At 66.6% G+C, this 17326-nt stretch carries 16 protein-coding genes; 12 read left to right on the top strand and 4 right to left on the bottom strand.

The genetic code is table 11. From position 1 onward, the window contains the following. The first annotated feature begins 228 nt into the window (after nt 1-228). Complete coding sequence (locus SAHL_RS08300; protein WP_123590939.1) at nt 229-1107, top strand: cytochrome c oxidase subunit 3; 879 nt, start codon at nt 229-231, stop codon at nt 1105-1107. 70 nt (nt 1108-1177) lie between these two features. Here SAHL_RS08300 and SAHL_RS08305 read toward each other — a convergent pair whose 3' ends face one another. Beyond that, nucleotides 1178-1384: a twin transmembrane helix small protein gene (locus tag SAHL_RS08305; protein WP_123590940.1), complete on the bottom strand. Its 207-nt coding sequence runs from the start codon at nt 1382-1384 to the stop codon at nt 1178-1180. 42 nt (nt 1385-1426) lie between these two features. Between SAHL_RS08305 and SAHL_RS08310 the strand changes: the two genes are divergently transcribed. The 4 genes from SAHL_RS08310 to cyoE are packed head-to-tail and all read left to right on the top strand — an operon-like array spanning nt 1427 to nt 4620. Next, on the top strand, nt 1427-2125 hold the full coding sequence (locus SAHL_RS08310) for an SURF1 family protein (RefSeq protein ID WP_184947534.1): 699 nt from the start codon (nt 1427-1429) through the stop codon (nt 2123-2125). Beyond that, nucleotides 2122-2697: a hypothetical protein gene (locus tag SAHL_RS08315; RefSeq protein ID WP_123590942.1), complete on the top strand. Its 576-nt coding sequence runs from the start codon at nt 2122-2124 to the stop codon at nt 2695-2697. The genes SAHL_RS08310 and SAHL_RS08315 overlap by 4 nt, the downstream gene beginning before the upstream one ends. An 8-nt stretch (nt 2698-2705) precedes the next feature. Beyond that, complete coding sequence (locus SAHL_RS08320) at nt 2706-3710, top strand: COX15/CtaA family protein (RefSeq protein WP_123590943.1); 1005 nt, start codon at nt 2706-2708, stop codon at nt 3708-3710. Then, nucleotides 3703-4620: a heme o synthase gene (gene cyoE, locus SAHL_RS08325; protein ID WP_123590996.1), complete on the top strand. Its 918-nt coding sequence runs from the start codon at nt 3703-3705 to the stop codon at nt 4618-4620. The genes SAHL_RS08320 and cyoE overlap by 8 nt, the downstream gene beginning before the upstream one ends. Here the strand turns inward: cyoE and SAHL_RS08330 are convergent. Both SAHL_RS08330 and SAHL_RS08335 read right to left on the bottom strand, forming a co-directional pair. Next, nucleotides 4593-4958, bottom strand: coding sequence for a YqcC family protein (locus SAHL_RS08330; protein WP_123590944.1), 366 nt, complete (start codon nt 4956-4958; stop codon nt 4593-4595). The two genes, cyoE and SAHL_RS08330, sit on opposite strands and share 28 nt — an antisense overlap. Nucleotides 4959-4974: 16 nt before the next feature. Continuing rightward, nucleotides 4975-5592, bottom strand: coding sequence for a transglycosylase SLT domain-containing protein (locus SAHL_RS08335; RefSeq protein ID WP_123590945.1), 618 nt, complete (start codon nt 5590-5592; stop codon nt 4975-4977). Nucleotides 5593-5797: 205 nt separating this feature from the next. Here SAHL_RS08335 and SAHL_RS08340 point away from each other — a divergent pair, with 205 nt between their 5' ends. The 3 genes from SAHL_RS08340 (at nt 5798) to SAHL_RS08350 (ending at nt 10003) form a co-directional block, all read left to right on the top strand. Further along, complete coding sequence (locus SAHL_RS08340; RefSeq protein WP_123590946.1) at nt 5798-7645, top strand: assimilatory sulfite reductase (NADPH) flavoprotein subunit; 1848 nt, start codon at nt 5798-5800, stop codon at nt 7643-7645. 65 nt (nt 7646-7710) lie between these two features. Continuing rightward, nucleotides 7711-9468, top strand: coding sequence for an assimilatory sulfite reductase (NADPH) hemoprotein subunit (cysI, locus tag SAHL_RS08345; RefSeq protein WP_123590947.1), 1758 nt, complete (start codon nt 7711-7713; stop codon nt 9466-9468). After that, nucleotides 9437-10003: a DUF2059 domain-containing protein gene (locus SAHL_RS08350; protein ID WP_123590948.1), complete on the top strand. Its 567-nt coding sequence runs from the start codon at nt 9437-9439 to the stop codon at nt 10001-10003. Before cysI ends, SAHL_RS08350 begins: the two co-directional genes overlap by 32 nt. 130 nt (nt 10004-10133) lie before the next feature. Here SAHL_RS08350 and SAHL_RS08355 read toward each other — a convergent pair whose 3' ends face one another. After that, nucleotides 10134-10829 carry a TetR family transcriptional regulator gene (locus tag SAHL_RS08355; protein ID WP_123590997.1) on the bottom strand — a complete coding sequence of 232 codons (696 nt, stop codon included), beginning with the start codon at nt 10827-10829 and terminating at the stop codon, nt 10134-10136. 191 nt (nt 10830-11020) lie between these two features. Here SAHL_RS08355 and SAHL_RS08360 point away from each other — a divergent pair, with 191 nt between their 5' ends. The 4 genes from SAHL_RS08360 to SAHL_RS08375 all read left to right on the top strand — a co-directional run bounded on the left by SAHL_RS08360 (nt 11021) and on the right by SAHL_RS08375 (nt 17111). Further along, nucleotides 11021-12082 (top strand): ferredoxin reductase, encoded by a 1062-nt coding sequence (locus SAHL_RS08360; protein ID WP_123590949.1) that lies wholly within the window; start codon nt 11021-11023, stop codon nt 12080-12082. A gap of 67 nt (nt 12083-12149) precedes the next feature. Continuing rightward, entirely contained in the window at nt 12150-13268 is a 1119-nt protein-coding gene (locus SAHL_RS08365; protein ID WP_123590950.1) for a fatty acid desaturase family protein, read from the top strand. Further along, on the top strand, nt 13252-13563 hold the full coding sequence (locus SAHL_RS08370) for a hypothetical protein (RefSeq protein ID WP_123590951.1): 312 nt from the start codon (nt 13252-13254) through the stop codon (nt 13561-13563). The genes SAHL_RS08365 and SAHL_RS08370 overlap by 17 nt, the downstream gene beginning before the upstream one ends. An 80-nt stretch (nt 13564-13643) precedes the next feature. Then, the gene (locus tag SAHL_RS08375; protein WP_184947536.1) at nt 13644-17111 is read left to right on the top strand and encodes a mechanosensitive ion channel domain-containing protein; all 3468 of its coding nucleotides are present in this window, start codon (nt 13644-13646) and stop codon (nt 17109-17111) included. Nucleotides 17112-17326: the final 215 nt, after the last annotated feature.

Genomic DNA, 17326 nt, shown 5'->3' on the forward strand with positions numbered 1-17326 from the left:
GGGTTGTATGTCGCCTAGACGGAAGAACGTGTGGCTGGCCATCGTGCTCGGTGGCATCGCAGTGGGCGTCTATGTCGCCTTCTTCTTCGAGATGGCGGCGCGATAGACAGCGGCGGGGGCGCTCGTCGGGCATGATGGTCCGACAGGGCGCCGAACGGCCGACAGGGATCGAATGGAACCGCCCGCGCGGCGGCTTCGAGGCAGCAGGACAAGCAAGGACAATGTGCTATGGCGACTGAGACCAGCGAACATCACAAGTACTACGTGCCGGAGCCGTCGCCGTGGCCGTTCATGCTCACGGTCTCGCTGTTCTTCATGCTCGGCTCGGGCGCGTTCTGGCTGAACGGCAGCACCACGGTGGCGCCATACCTGGCCGCGCTCGGGCTCGCGATGACGCTGGTCATGGTCTTCATCTGGTTCCGCGATGTCGTCAACGAGAACCTCGGCGGCGTCTACGGCCATCAGGAGGACATGACGTATCGCTGGGCCATGGGCTGGTTCATCTTCTCCGAGGTGATGTTCTTCGGCGCCTTCTTCGGCGCGCTGTTCTACACCCGCATGATCGCGCTGCCGTGGCTCAACGGCGAGGGCGAAAAGTTCTTCACCAATCTCTATCTCTGGCCGGAGTTCGAAGGGGCCTGGCCGTCGAACGGCCCGGGTAACGTGGGCGGTGATTTCGAGACGGTCAACGCCTGGCATCTGCCCCTGCTGAACACCGTTCTGCTGCTGACCTCCTCGGTGACCGTGACCTGGGCGCACTGGGGTCTCAAGGAGGACAGCCGCTGGAAGTTGTGCACGGGGCTTGCGGCGACGGTGCTTCTGGGCGCGGTATTCCTGTATTACCAGGGTCTGGAGTACGTCGAGGCCTATCAGCATCTGGGGCTGACGCTGGGCTCGGGGATCTACGGCTCGACCTTCTTCCTGCTCACCGGTTTCCACGGCATGCACGTCACGCTCGGCACGCTGATGCTGTTCATCATCCTGCTGCGCTGTCTGAAGGGGCACTTCAGTTCCCACGACCACTTCGGATTCGAAGCGGTCGCGTGGTACTGGCACTTCGTGGACGTGGTCTGGCTCGGACTGTTCATCTTCGTCTACATACTCTGACGCGGACCGAGCGTCGGCGATCGGTCGTCGATCGGCCCGCCCGCCCTCCCGGTGGCGGGCCGGGCACTGATCACTGCCCGAGATTGTGCGGCTGGACGATGCCAGCGTAGTAGCCGAGCACGAGGAGTCCGATCAGCACGAACGACAGGATGATCCGCCAAGTCAGTGCCTTGACCACGCGTCGCTCGTCGCCCGTGTCGCGTACAAGGAACACGAGCCCGGAGCCCAGGGCGATAACGATGGCGAGCATGAAGGCGACGACGATGATCTTGATCATATGCGAGTAGGGCGGTATCGGTTCGCACCCCCGTGGTGGGGTGTGCTGGTGCTGATCCTCGTCGCGGGTGCCCTGTGCGGTCTAGGTGTCTGGCAGATCGATCGCGGCGAGACGAAGCAGGCGATGCTAGCGCAACGCGCTGCAGCGAGCCAATCGGCGCCGACGCCGCTGGCCCGCGAACTGGGTGACGACGCCTCGGCGCGCGCCGCCCATGGCCAACACTATACGTTGACGGGCCGCGTGGATGCGTCGCATCAGTTGCTGTTCGACAATCAGGTCTTCGAGGGGCGTGTGGGCTATCGTGTCTGGACGCCGGTGGTGTTGGAGGACGGGCGGCGGGTGCTCGTCGATCGCGGCTGGGTGCCGCTCGGACCGGGCGGCCGGAGTCAGCCGCCGGACCCGGAGGCGCCCACCGGGACGGTCGCCTTCCGCGGGCGCTGGCGCGGCCTGCCCGAAGCGGGCATGCGGCTGGGCGACGGCGGCGCCTGTGAACAGCGCGGCTGGCCGCGCGTGCTCAATTACCCAACGATCGCGCAGTTGCGTTGTCAATATGACGGGCCGGTGGCCGCGGGTCTGCTGCTGCTGGCCGAGGATGCGCCCGGCGGCTTCGCGCGCGACTGGGACAGTCAGCTTTCCCGCATGCCGCCGGTGCGTCACTACGGCTATGCGATCCAGTGGTTCGCCATGGCCCTGGCCGTTCTCGCGATCTTCGTGATCGTCAACCTCAAGCGAGTCCGATGAAGTCACAAAACATCGCACGCCTGAAACTCATCGGCGTGTTCATGATCTTCCTGCTGCCGCTGGCGACTGCCTATCTGCTCTACTACGGGCTGTCCTACGGCGGCCCCGGTACCAACGACGGCAACCTCATCGACCCGGCCGAGCCGTTGCCGGAGCTGACGCTGCACACTGCAGAAGGCGAGTCGATGCCGAGCCTGCGGCTGCTGGAGCAGGACTGGACGATCCTTCAGGTGGCACCGAGCGGCTGCGGGGACGCCTGTCGCCGGAGCCTCGAAGAGACGCGTCAGATCCGGGCGCTCCTGCATCGCCGCTCGACGCGCGTACAGCGTGTGCTGCTGGTCGGCGACGCGACGATGCCCGACTTCGAGGGCCAGCCCGACCTGCAGGTCTACCGCAGTGAGGATGCCGGGGCCTGGATGCGGCTGTTCGAGGCCGACGGCGCGCACGCGCCGGGGACCGTGTACCTGGTCGATCCGCTCGGCAACTGGATGCTCTATTACCCGCCGGACGGTGACGGCGCGGCGTTGTTCGACGACATCAAGCACCTGCTCAAGCTCTCCCATATCGGTTAGGTGGCTCGATGTCGCGTTTCCAGCTGAATCTGCTCACCCTGTGTGTCGCCTTCGTGGTGATCACGCTGGGCGCCTTCGTGCGGCTCTCGGACGCGGGCCTGGGCTGCCCGGACTGGCCCGGCTGCTACGGGCATCTGGACGTGCCCACCGAGGCCGCTGATGTCGCCGCCGCCAATGCGCGCTTTTCCGACCGGCCGGTGGAGGCACCCAAGGCGTGGAAGGAGATGATCCATCGCTATGCCGCCGGGGCGCTGGGCCTTCTCATCCTGTTCATGGCGCTGGCCGCACTCCGGCGCAGCGATGATCCGCACCAGCAGCGTGTGCTGCCCTGGGTGCTGCTCGCGCTGGTGATCTTTCAGGCCCTGCTCGGCATGTGGACGGTCACGCTTCTGCTCAAGCCGTTGATCGTGACCGCACATCTGCTCGGCGGCATGGCCACGTTCGCGCTGCTGGGCTGGTGTCTGTTTCGCGCCGGCCCGCTGTTCGCCGGCTGGGCGACGACGGCGAGACGCGGGCTGCGTGTGGCGGCCGCGGCGGCGCTGGTGCTGCTCGTTGGCCAGATATTCCTCGGCGCCTGGACGTCGACCAACTACGCCGCACTCGCCTGCCCGGATTTTCCGACCTGCCAGACCCACTGGTGGCCGCCGACGGATTTCTCCACGGCGTTCACGCTCTGGCACGGGTTGGGTATCAACTACGAATACGGCATTCTGGAGAGCACGCCGCGCGCGACGATCCACTGGACGCATCGCCTCGGCGCGGTCGTGATCGCGATCGTGATGCTCGCGCTCGCCGCCGCGCTCTGGCGGGCAGGCCGCGTGGACGGCCGCTGGCGCGGGCTCGCCGGCACGCTGGTGACCGCGCTCGCGCTCCAGATCGCCCTCGGCATCTCGGTGGTCGAGTTCCACCTGCCGCTGTCGGTGGCGGTCGCCCACAACGGCGGGGCGGCCCTGTTACTATTGACGCTCGTGGCCATCAATCACGCCGTGTGGAGTGCGCGTCGTCATGTCTAGCTCGTGGAGCGCCGTCGCCGATCGCCAGACGCTGTCGCAGCGGCTGACGGATTACTACGAGCTGTGCAAACCGCGAGTGGTGCTGCTGATCGTGTTCACCGCGATGGTGGGCATGTTCCTCGCCACGCCGGGCATGGTGCCGCTGGACGCCTTCCTGTTCGGCACGCTCGGAATCGGCCTGATGGCGGCCTCCGCCGCAGCGGTCAATCAGATGCTGGACCGCAAGGCCGACGGCCGCATGGCCCGGACCCGTGGCCGGCCCCTGGTCACCGGCAACCTCGATATGGCGCAGTCGGCACGCTTTGCCGCGGCCATCGGTGCCTTGGGCATGGCCACGCTGCTGTTTCTGGTCAACCCGTTGACGGCATGGCTGACGCTGGTGACGCTGATCGGTTACGCCGGTATCTACACCGTCTATCTCAAGCGCGCCACCCCGCAGAACATCGTCATCGGCGGGGCCGCTGGGGCCGCGCCGCCGGTGCTGGGCTGGGCGGCGGTAACCGGCAGCGTCCATCCGCATGCGCTCATCCTGTTCCTAATCATCTTCATCTGGACGCCGCCGCATTTCTGGGCGCTGGCGATCGAGCGGCACCGGGAATACGCCGAGGTGGATATCCCGATGCTGCCGGTCACGCACGGGCTGGAATACACGCGAACGCAGGTGCTGTTGTATACCGTACTGCTGTTCCTGGTGTCACTGCTTCCGTTCGCCACCGGCATGAGCGGCCCGCTGTATCTGCTCAGTGCCGTGCTGCTGTCCGGCTGGTTCCTGGTGTATGCCGTTCGGTTGAAATACGCGCCCAAGCCGGGGTTGGCGATGCGCACCTTCGGCTACTCGATCCTCTACCTGATGGCGATCTTCACCGCGCTGCTGGTCGATCATTACGTGCCGGCGGTGTTCGGCATCTGAGGTGGCCGACCGGCCTCGATCAGGCGATCGAAGGCCTGCAGCTGCGCCACGATCGTCGGGCCGCCCGAGACCTCCGCCAAGGCCTCACGGCCCATGACCGCGATACCGCTCGCGGCGGGCAGGGGGCGATCGTTCTCGATGATCAGCCGCATTCGCGGCAGGAATACGAACTGGAGCCATTCGCTGAACATCAGCGTGTCGGCACAGAAGGGGGTTCGGCTGGCCATGGCGGCCGGTGTCGGTGCCCGCTCGTGCCATAGGTCCGCCGCGCGCAGGGCATGTTCCAGTGCGAGGAGGATGTCGGCTGCCGCATGCAGCGGCCCGCGGTCGGCGTTCATTGCGTTCGTCCTGTAATCAGAACGGCCACCACCAGTGGCCGGGATGTTCGAGTGCCGCGCGGCAGCCGTCGAGCTGGTTCGCGTAGCGGCCGGCGCGGGCGTCCACGCGGCCGGCCGTGCGCTGGAGCCAGGGTTTGGCCCTGTAACTGCCGCGCCGGTAGCCGGCCTGGCCCTCGTGATAGGCGAGGTACTGATCATAGGCGTCCCATTTCGAGATGCCGGCGCGGGCATGGCTTTGATCGATGTACCAGCCGACGAAATCGGTCGCGTCCGCGAAGTCGTCGCGGTCCGCCCAGCTGTTGCCGGTATCGCGCTTGTACCAGTCCCAGGTGCTGTCGAGCGCCTGGGTGTAGCCGTAGGCCGAGGAAATATGTGTCCATGGGATGAACCAGAACAGACGTTTACGCGGCGGCCGGGCATCGCCGACAAAGCGCGATTCCTGATGGATGATCGCCATCTGTATGTGGATCGGCGCGCCCCAGCGGTCGAAGGCGTCGCGCGCGTCGTCGTACCAGCCGCTTTTTTCGTGGAATATGTCGCAGACGTTCGCGGTGGCGCGCGGCGGAGCGGTCACGCAGCCGGCCATCGTCAGGACCAGCAGCAGGAGGACGAGGGAGACGGACAGACGCTGCATGAGTTTAGGGTAGCAGAGTGCGAATCTCGCGTATGCGGTTATAATGTCGCCCGCTCGCCGCCGCGCCGTGCCGATCATGTCTCGGCCATATATCGCGTGACGTTATAAGAAAAGAAAGAAATAGACGTTTTCACGCTGGGTGGCGGCCGATACCCTGCGCCTCTACCGTTCCTGGCGCCCGACCAGACCCGAGCCCGGATTGTCGATGAAATCTGCTCCCATACAAGAACATACGAGTCCGCTGAACGCGCAGCAGGCGCAGCAGCTCACGGAACTGATCGGCACGCTCACGCCGATGCAGGTGACGTGGATCAGCGGTTACCTCGCCGGCATCAACGCGCACAGCGCCACCGGCGAGGTTGCGCCGCCGGCGCAGAGTGCGGCCGCCCCCGCCGCGCAGGCCGAGGCCAGCGAGCCGCTCACGATCCTGTACGGCTCGCAGACCGGCAACGCCGAGGATGTGGCGGAGCAGCTGCGCGAGCGCGCCGAGGCGGCGGGGCTGAACGCCACCGTCCACGACATGCTCGACTACAAGCCCAAGGATCTGAAAAAGGAGCAGAACCTGATCGTGTGCGTGTCCACGCACGGCGAGGGCGATCCGCCGGACAACGCCGAGGAACTGCACGAGTTCCTGTTCGGCAAGAAGGCGCCGAAACTCGACGGGCTGCGGTTTTCCGTGCTCGCCTTCGGCGATACCAGCTACGACAATTTCTGCCAGACGGGCAAGGACTTCGACGCGCAGCTGGAAAAGCTCGGCGGCAAGCGCATGGCCGAGCGTGTGGATCTGGACGTTGATTTCGACGACGCCGCCGAAGCCTGGATCGACGATATCGTCAAGACCTTCGGTGACGCGCTTGGCGGCACCGGCGGCGGCGAGCAGCCGCATCCGACCGTGACCGCCATGCCCGGCGCCGAGGCCGCGCCGAGTGCCGCGAACTATTCGCGCAAGAACCCGTATCCGGCGGAGGTACTGGAGAACATCGTTCTCAACGGCCGCGGTTCGGACAAGGAAGTCCACCACATCGAGCTGGATACCGAGGATTCCGGGCTGGTCTGGGAGCCGGGCGATTCGCTGGGCATCATTCCGGAGAACGATCCGGCCGTGGTCGAGGAGCTCATTGCCGCCCTGAATCTGTCACCGGAAGAGACGGTGACCGGTGTCGACGGCGAGGTCAGTCTCGAACATGCGCTCACGCATCAGTACGAGATCACGACGCTGACCCGTCCGTTCATCGAGAAATACGCCGAGCAGGCGCGCAGCGAAGCGCTGGACGCCCTGCTGGCCGAGGATAAGCGCGACGCGCTCGCCGAATACATGGACGGCCGATTCATCGTCGATCTGGTCGAGGACTATCCGATCGAGGGCCTGGCCGGCGCCGATTTCGTGCGTCTGCTGCGCAAGCTGCCGCCGCGGCTGTACTCGATCGCCTCCAGCCACGCCGCCAATCCGGACGAGCTGCATCTGACGGTGGCCGCGGTGCGCTACGAGGCACACGGCCGCCCGCGCAGCGGCGTGGCCTCAATTCAGCTCGCCGATCGGAGCGAGGACGTCAAGCTGCCGGTCTATATCGACAGCAACAAGAACTTCAAGCTGCCCGCCGACGACGCCGCCCCCATCATCATGATCGGACCCGGGACCGGCGTGGCGCCGTTCCGTGCGTTTCTCGAGGAGCGTGAGGAGCGCGGGGCGAGCGGCGACAACTGGCTGTTCTTCGGTTCCCAGCACTTTCTCGCCGATTTCTACTACCAGATCGACTGGTTGCGCTGGCGCAAGGACGGCCTGCTCACGCGCATGGACGTGGCCTTCTCGCGCGACCAGGAAGAGAAGATCTATGTCCAGGACAAGATTCGTGCCGCCGGCAAGGACGTGTTCGACTGGATCGAGCGCGGCGCGACGATTTATGTCTGCGGCGATGCCAATGCCATGGCCCACGACGTGCACGAGGCGCTGCTCGATCTGATCGGCGAACACGCCAAACTCGACGCCGAGGGCGCCGCCGGCTTTCTCAAGAATCTGCAGAAGGAAAAGCGCTATCAGCGCGACGTCTATTGATCCGCGGCCCGACGGCGCCAGTGTCATAGAAGTGTTCGCGTAAAGCACCAAGTCGAGTGATTGCCATGAGTGACGACAAGCAACTTTCCCCGGTCGAGCACATCAAGCTCGAAAGCAACTATCTGCGCGGCAGCATCGCCGAAAGCCTGGCCGACGATCTCACCGGCGCGATCGCCGATGACGATACCCAGCTGACCAAGTTCCACGGCTTCTACCAGCAGGACGACCGCGATCTGCGTTCCGAGCGCAAGACCGCCAAGCTGGAGTCGCACTATCAATTCATGGTGCGCATGCGTCTGCCCGCCGGCGTGCTCACGCCCGAGCAGTGGTTGGCCGTGGACGACATTGCCCGTCGCTACGCCAACAACACGCTACGCGTGACGACCCGGCAGACGTTCCAGTTTCACGGCATATTCAAGCAACGCCTCAAACCCCTTATCCAGGCGCTTGATGCCGTCGATCTGGATACGCGCGGCGGCTGCGGCGACGACAACCGCAACGTCGTCGCCAATACCAACCCCCAGCGCTCGGCGCTGCACGCGGCGGTTCACGACTGGTCGGACAGAATCAGCCGCCATCTGTTGTGGAAGTCCCGGGCCTACGACGAGCTGTGGCTGGACGCACCGGTGTCGAGCGAGCCCGACCACGAACCCCTCTATGGCAAGTCCTATCTGCCGCGCAAGTTCAAGGTCGCGATCGCGATTCCGCCGGAAAACGATGTCGATCTATTCGCCAACGACATCGGCCTGATCGCGATTACCGGCGACGACGGCGAACTGGCCGGTTTCAATGTGGCGATCGGTGGCGGCATGGGCATGACCCATGGCGAGCTGGATACCTATCCCCGGCTGGCGACCGTAATCGGATTTGCGCCTTTAGACCAGACGCTGGCCGTCGTCGAGACCCTGGTGGCCATCCAGCGCGACCATGGCGATCGCGAGAATCGCAAGCACGCCCGCTTCAAGTACACCATCGACGACCACGGCGTCGACTGGATCCACGACCAGCTCGACGAGCGTGCCGATCTGCGGCTCGATAAAGCCCGCGACTACCACTTCGATCGCAATGGCGATCCGCTCGGCTGGGTCGAGGGCGACAATGGCAAATGGCATCTGACACTGTTCATCGAGAACGGTCGTATCGCCGATTTCGATGACAACGGCACGGCCCACTACGGTCAGTATCAAGGGCCGGCCGGCTACAAGCTGATGACCGGCCTGCGCGAGCTGGCCAAGATCCACACCGGCCAGATGCGCCTGACGTGCAATCACAACGTGATCATTGCCGACGTCGCCGAGGCCGACAAATCCGCGATCGAGGAGCTCGTCGCGCACTACGGGCTTGACGACGGCAGCAAGAACTCGACGCTGCGCTATTCGGCCATGGCCTGCGTGGCTTTTCCGACTTGCGGTCTGGCGATGGCCGAATCCGAGCGCTATCTGCCGAGCCTGATCAGCAAGCTCGACGACGTCATGAGCGACGCGGGACTGAGCGGCGATGCCATCGTGGTGCGCATGACCGGCTGCCCCAACGGCTGCGCGCGGCCCTTCCTCGGCGAGATCGGCTTCGTCGGCAAGGCGCCGGGCAAGTACAACCTGTATCTGGGCGCGGCCCACGACGGGTCCCGCCTGAACAAGCTCTATCGCGAGAACATCGGCGAGGACGAGATCCTGGCGGAACTGACGCCGATCATCGAGCGCTACGCGGAAGAGCGCGACGACGGTGAGTCCTTCGGCGATTTCGTCGTTCGTACGGGTATCATTGCCGAAACCACCGAAGGGCGCTTCTTCCATGACAACGTCGGCTCTCCCGAACCGGCCTAGCCGCCGGCCGCTGTTCGCCGTCGCGCGGCCGCTGCTGGTCGCGCTGGCGCTGTGCGTTGGCGGGTTCGCGACGGCACAGGAGCGGCCCGCCTCGGGGGCCGCTTCGCCGGACGCGTCCCGCGAGGCGCTCATCCGTGAGCTGATCGAGCTCACCGACGCCGAGCAGCTGGAAGGCGTGTTCTCGCGCCAGTTCATCGATCGCGTCGCCAACGCCGTCGCGCTGGTGCAGCCGCAGCTGGACCCGCGGACCATGCGGGTGATCCGGGAGGAGTCGGCCGCGGTCGTGCGCGATCGCATCGAATCCGGCGACGCCCTGTATTCCGTGCTTTACCCGGTCTATTCCAGGCACTTCAACATCGTCGAACTGTCGCGGCTGGTGGAGTTCTACCAGTCGCCGCTCGGCCAGAAGCTGGTACGGGTGTCGCCGCAGCTGCTGACCGAGTCGCTCTCGCTGGGGCGCGAATGGGGCCTGTCGCTCGTGCCCGAGATCATCGATCGGGTGCAGTCGCGCCTGGACGAGACCGGAAGCGACTGATACCTCGCGTTAACGGGTGGCCCGGCAGCCCGCGGCGCCGGCCCCGGTGGCCGACGAGCGTGGGCGGTCGCTGCCTGCGCCGCTGGGTCGCGGGACCGGGCGTTGTCGATACGATGGCAGCCGTCAGCCGTCAGCCGTCAGCCGGGGACCGATCGGTCTCATCGCGGTCCTCGGGCCGGCTCTCCCATTGCCCCACGCCCATGAAGATCAGCCGCAGCTGTTTCTCGGCGCGGAGCATGAGTGCGGTGTCCTCCGGGTGGTTCGCTGCTACCTCTAGGATGCGTTCGGACAGCGCGATCACGGTATTGACCACCAGATCCGAAAGCATGCGCAGATCGGTCTCGGCGATGTGCGAGAACTCGTCGAAACGCGCGAAGATCGCCGCGAGCGCATGGGTGAGCACCCGGATCTCGTCGTGGATCGCCGCCCGCATCGGCGCGGTGCCGGAGAAGCGTTCCTTGACCACGAACTGGAACAGCAGGCGATTGTCGCGCACGTGATGGGCGAAGAGTTCGACCGAATGGCGGGTCAGTCCCTTGAGCGGCAGCGCGCTGAGGTCCGCGTCCTGGAGTAGCCGCCGAAGCTCGCGGAACGTCTCTTCGACCAGGGTCAAGCCGAGCGCGTCCAGATCCTCGAAATGGCGATAGAAGGCGGTCGGCACGACGCCGGCCTGCCGCGCGATCCGGCGCAGCGATATCGCCGAGAAGTTGGCCTCGGTCGAGACCAGCTCGAGTGCGGCCTGCATCAGCGCCTTGCGCGCCTCACCGCGGCGGGGGGCGGTGCGACGCGCCGTGCCGGCTGACGGATTGTCGGCGGATCGGGTCATCGTGTCCGGTCGTGCGGCCATCGGTTCAACGCGGGACCAGCCGGCGACCATAGCCGTTGCGGGCGCTGTTGCAAACAGGCGCCGGCAGCGCGGGGCCGGCAACGGGGGCATGATTCTTTGTGAACAAGTGTTGACTTAATGGTGCGCCGCACCTAAAGTGTACACCTGTTCACGTGCAGGAGGAAGCCGTCATGAAACCCGTGGTGAAGAAACTGCTCGGCAGCCCCCTGGTCGGCGCGCTCACCAGCCCGCTCTCGGTGGACGACTATCTGGCCCTGATCGATCGTCGACTGTCGCTGCGCGAGCCGCGCGGCCGGGTCAGCGCCGTCGCACGCCAGACGCCCGACAGCGTCACCCTGACCATCGAGCCCAACGACAACTGGACGGGTCACCGGCCCGGCCAGCACTTGCTGCTGGGCGTGGATCTGGACGGCGTTCGCCACAGCCGTTGCTTTTCCATCGTAAGCGCCCCGGGCGATCCGCTGATCGAGGTCACGGTCAAGCGTAACGGCGACGGTCGCGTGAGCAACTTTCTGGTCGATCATGCCGAGCGCGGCCAGCTGATCTATCTGAGCCCGGCCGAGGGCGATTTCTGTCCCGGCCCGTCGGTGCCCGAAAGCGCACTGCTGATCAGCGCCGGCAGCGGCATTACGCCGGTGATGGGGGTGTTGCGCGACTGGCTCGCGCGGGATCTCGTGCAGGATGTCGTATTTGTCCACTACGCGCGTTCGGCGACGGACATGATCTACGCCGCCGAACTGGCGGCGCTGGATGCGCGTCATCCGGGGCTGCGCGTGGAAACGGTCTACACCGCCGAGGGCGGTGGCCGCATCGACGCTGCCGCCCTGGACGCTCGGGTGCCCGACCTCGCCGAGCGCGAGACCTGGCTGTGCGGGCCGGCGGGCTTCATGGACGCGGCCGAGCCGCTCGTCCGGGCGCGCTCGAACCGGCCGCTGCACCGCGAGCAGTTCGCCGCCACCCGGCGCGAGGCCGCCCACGGCGAGGGCGCCGTACAGTTCGTCAAATCCGATATCGCCGCCTCCGGCGAGAACGGCTCGCTGCTCGAGGTCGCCGAGGGCGCGGGGCTGAAGCCCGCCTACGGCTGCCGCATGGGCATCTGCCACGCCTGCAAGTGCCGGGTGAGCGAGGGCACGGTGCGCGATCTGCGCACCAACCGTGTACGCGACGTGCGCGATACCGACCTACAGCTTTGTATCCACGCCGCCGCCGGCGACGTGGCCGTTGAACTCTAGAACGCGCCTCACGCGCGCTCGAACCGCCATTCACGACAGGGCGCCAGCGCGTCCGGGAGTCAGAACCATGGGTAAGCCGACACATCTGAGCGAAGCCGACATCGCCGAATTCGGGCGCGAGCTCGATGCCGTGCGCGACGAGGTCATGAACGATGTCGGTGAGCGCGATGCTCGCTATATTCACAACATTCTCGCCACCCAGCGCTATAGCGAAGTGGTCGGGCGGGCGATGCTGATGGCCGGGTTCCTGCCGCCGGCGTGGCTCAGCGGCGTGGGCCTGCTGTCGTTGTCCAAGATCCTCGAGAACATGGAGATCGGGCACAACGTCATGCACGGCCAGTGGGACTGGATGAACGATCCGGCCCTGGATTCGGGCACCTACGAGTGGGACAACACCTGCCCGTCGGACCAGTGGAAGCATTCGCACAACTACGTGCACCACACCTTCACCAATATCGTCGATCTCGACCGCGATCTGGGCTATTCGGTGCTGCGCATGAGCGAGGATCAGGCCTGGGAGCCGCGCTTTCTCGTGCAGCCGGGCATCGCCCTGACGCTGGCGGCCTTCTTCCAGTGGGGCGTGGCCCTGCACGATCTGGAATGGGAGCGCATCGGCAAGGACAAGAGCTGGAGCGAGGTCGGCACCCAGGCGCGTGGCATCTGGGGCAAGGTGCGCAATCAGCTGTTCAAGGATTACGTGGCCTTCCCGCTGCTCGCCGGACCGATGGCGCCCTTCGTGATCTCGGGCAACTTCGCGGCCAACTTCAACCGCAATATCTGGTCGTTTATGATCATCTTCTGCGGCCATTTCACCGACGAAGTGGAGATGTTCGACGTCGAGGAGACGCGCGACGAGGCCCGCGGCCAGTGGTATCTGCGCCAGCTGCTGGGCTCGTCCAACCTCGACGGCTCGGTGCCGTTTCATATTCTCAGCGGCCATCTGAGCTATCAGATCGAGCACCACCTGTTCCCCGACATGCCCTCGCATCGCTATCGCGAGATCGCACCGAGGGTGCAGGCGATCTGCGAGCGCTACGGGCTGAACTACAACACCGGCCCGCTCAGCAAGCAGTTCGGCGGCGTGGTTAAGCGCATCCTGCGCATGTCGTTGCCGCATCGGCGCAAAGGCAATACGCTTGCCGATGAGTCATCCGTGGATGCGCCCGTCTATGCTGAAGCTGCTTGAAACCGTCAAGGATTCGGCCGAGTCGACCTTCGATTCGGCCGCGTCGCGGGTCGAGAACGTCCATCGCCTGATCGGCGATTATGTCGGCGGCCAGGCCGGCCGCCTGCGGGGCCGCTCCGCCGGTGGCGCCGCGGACCGCGCCGCGTCGGCGGATCCGGCGCGACCGACGATCTATGACGTCGTGCGGGGTGTGAACCGCGAACTCGGCGAGTTCGGTACCGATCTCTTCGAGATCATCGACGATGCCCGCGCGCGCCGGCGAGCCGAAAAGCGCGGCGATGACGAGAGCCGCTGACTCGCCGTGCGCCCCCCGTGCGGGGTAGAATGCGGTCGCTGTCGGGCAGCGCAACCAGGGCGACGGGCGACATGCGGTTGATGAGGCATCAGGGGCCGGCAGCGCCGCGCCGCGCAGGCGTCGGGCGTACGGTCGTGTTCGTGCTGTGCTGGCTGCTCTGCATGGTCGCGGCCCAGGCCCAGCAGCCGACGGATGCCGATACCGACCTCGATCAACGGCTCGCCCAGGTCCGGGATCGCATCAGCGCGTTGAAGGCGCGCGACGACGTCGACTCGGCGCTGCGCGACGACGCGCTGGAGACCTATCAGCAGGCCGTATCCGCGCTCGAGGCGGCCCAGAACGATCGCCGTCAGACCGAAGCGCTGCGCGAGAAGGCGGCCGAGGCACCGGCCGAGATCCGGCGCATCAACGAACAGATGCGAGCGATCGAGGCCGCGCCCAGCCGGGATTCACTGGAAGAGACCGCCACCTCGGCTCTGTCGACACGGGCCGACGAGCTCGACACGCGACTCGGTGAGACACAGGCCCGTCTGTCGGATCTGCGCGACCAGCTGACCCGCCTCGCCCAGCGGCCCGACGCCGCCCGCCGGGAGCTGGCCGAGGCACGCAATGCCCTGCAGTCGCTGGATACGTCGGCGGCCTCATCGTCGAGCGATGAGCCCGGTGCCAGCGCGCTCAACGAGGCCGAGCGCAGCCAGCTGTCCGCCCGGCGCGAAGCCCTGACCGCCGAGATCGAGCGACTCCAGCAGGAGCTGTCCGGTCTGGATGCCCGCGAACGCCTGGTCGAGGCACAGCGCACACTGGCCGAAGCGCGGCTGTCCCGCGACACGCAGGCGCTCGCCGCGCTCCAGCTGGCGCTGGCGCAGCGTCAGAACGACACCGCCCGAACGCTGCGCGAACAGAGCCAGGACACGCTCACCGAACTTCGCGGTGCCGCCCGGCCGCTCGCCGACGCGGCCCAGCGCAATCTGGAACTGTCACGGGAGCTGGCCAAAGTCACCGCCGACAGCGAGCGTCTGGCCTCCCGCCAAGTGGAACGCCGCAGCGATGTCGAGGATCTCGAGCGGCGTCTGAATCTGGTCCAGCGTCAGCTCGAGATCGGCGGCACGTCGGTGGCCCTTGGCGACGTCCTGCGCTCGCAGAAGCGGGACCTGACCTCGCCCGAATTCGCGGCGGTGCCCGTTACGGGAAGCCGGGCGCCGGATATCGCCTCGGCCGAACTCCAGCGTTTTCAACTCCAGCAGGCGCGGGTGGAGCTCGATGATCTCGCCTCGCGCGTGGATGCGCTGGTCGACGGGCCGGATGCGCTGAACGACAGCCAGCGCCGGTCGCTGATCAACCTCCTGGAACAGCGCCGCGACGTACTCGACCTCCTGGTCGACGCGGAGGGCCGCTACATCGACATCGGCCGGGATCTGCGTTCGCTCGGGGGGCAGTACGAGGAAACGCTGGGCGCCTTCGAACGATTGCTCGACGAGCGTCTGTTCTGGCTGCCGTCGTTCGACCGCGTGGGTCTCGACTGGCCGGGCGCGGTGGCCCGCGATCTGCCCTGGGTGTTCGATCCCGACGGTTGGAACAGCGCCGTGGCGGCCTTCGTCTCGGGCGTGAGCAACGAGCCGCTCGCGGCCCTGCTCGCCGCGCTCGTCGTTGCCGCCATGCTCAGCGTGCAGCGGACGCTGCGCGCACGGCTCAAACGGCTTGCCGAGCCGGTCGGCAACGTGCGGCGTGATACCTTCTGGGTCACGCTGCGCACCACGCTGATCACGCTGCTGCTGTCGCTGCCGGCCGCGTTGCTGCTGGTCGCCACGGGCCTGTTCATCCGTCAGGGCAGCGATCCGGCACCCTATGCGCTGGCGGTGGCGTACAGCGCGATCCAGCTCGGCGTGCTGGTGCTGTTCATCGAGCCCTTCGCCCAGGTGTGCCGGGCCAACGGCCTCGCCGAGCGGCACTTTCTCTGGGACGAGGCGGCCCGCCGCGGCCTGCATCGGAATCTGCGCTGGCTGCTGGCCGTCCTGGTGTTGCCGACCCTGGTGCTGGCGCTCACCGAGTCGATCAACGAGGACGGCAGGCGCGAGACGCTCGGGCTGGCCGCGTTCGTGTTCAGCTCGCTGATGATCGCGGCGTTCTCCTGGCGGCTGCTGCATCCCACCCGCGGGGCGATCTCCAACCTGGCCGACAGCAGCGACGACCACTGGCGGCTGGGCTATCTGTGGCTGCCGCTGGCGGTGGGGGTGCCGCTGCTGCTGTCGGGGATGGCGCTCTGGGGCTATTACTACACGGCGCTGCAGTTGCAGACCCGTTTCTTCTATTCGGCGGCGCTGCTGTCGGGCTGTCTCATCCTCTACAGCCTGATCGTGCGCTGGCTGACCGTGGCCGAGCGCCGGCTGGCGCTCACCCGAGCCCTGCGCAAGCGCGAGGAGGCGCGCGAGGCCCGCGCCGCGCGCGAAGCCGCGGCCGCGGCCGGCGAGGGCGCGCCGGAGAATCTGGACACGCTCGAGATCGATCTGCTCCAGATCAGCGAACAGACGCGCGGACTCATCAAGGTGGTGATCACGCTTATCATCGGTGGCGGCCTTTGGCTGATCTGGTCGGATACGCTGCCGGCGCTGCAGCTGCTGGACAACGTCACGCTCTGGCAATACAGCACCGAGATCGAAGGCCAGAACCAGCTCATGAACGTCACCCTAGGCGCGCTGATGCTGGCGCTCACGGTGGGGGTGATCACCGCGCTCGCGGGGCGCAACCTGCCGGGGTTCCTCGAGATCACGATCCTGCGCCGGTTCTCGATGGACGCCGGCAGCCGCTATGCGATGGCCACGCTGTTCCAGTACGCCATCGTCATCGTCGGCCTGCTGGTGGCGGTCAGCCTGATCGGGCTGCGCTGGTCGTCGATCCAGTGGCTCGTCGCCGCCGTCGGCGTCGGTCTGGGTTTCGGGCTGCAGGAGATCTTCGCCAACTTCGTCTCCGGCATCGTGATCCTGTTCGAGCGTCCGGTGCGGGTCGGTGACACGGTCACGGTCGGCACGCTCACCGGCACGGTTTCGCGCATCCGCATCCGTGCGACCACGGTCACCGACTGGGACAACAAGGAAGTGGTCATCCCCAACAAGACCTTCATCACCGAGACCGTGATCAACTGGACGCTCACCGACGACATCACGCGGCTGATCCTGCGCGTGCAGCTGCCGCTGGATACGGACACCGAACTCGTCGAACGTCTGATCTCCGAGGCCATCGAGGCCGAGCCGGTGGCGCTGGAGGAGCCGGCACCCTCGGTCTTTCTCGTGGGTTATGACGACGGCACGATGACCTACGAGGCGCGGGTGTTCTATCACGACCTCTACAATCTGCTGCCGCTCCAGCATGCGCTCTACAAGCGGATTCACGCGGCCTTCGCCGACAACCGCGTGACCGTGTCCTTCCCGCAGCGGGATCTGCACCTGCGTTCGATGGATTCGTCCTTCGAGCGCTTCGGCCGCGAGGCCGGGCCCGGCGGGGCGCACGCGGGCGGGGACGACGACGCTCCGGTACCCGCCGACGGGCGTTAGAGCACGCGGTTCGGCGTCCGATCCCCCCGTTTCCCGAACGGGCGGCGGGCGCGGGCAGGGCCCGCGGCACGAGATGGCGTGAGCCGGCGCGCGGGTTCCACGCGCCGGACGCGCGCCCGGCAGGCAGGCGCCTTCCGGGCCCGGCGCGACGGGTTGGGCCGTGGCGCGGGCCGATAGGCAGCGGCCGTCGCCGCGGAGACGTCGCACGTGCCGGC

The organism is Salinisphaera orenii subsp. halophila YIM 95161 (genome assembly GCF_003732545.1).
Classification (GTDB): domain Bacteria; phylum Pseudomonadota; class Gammaproteobacteria; order Nevskiales; family Salinisphaeraceae; genus Salinisphaera; species Salinisphaera orenii_A.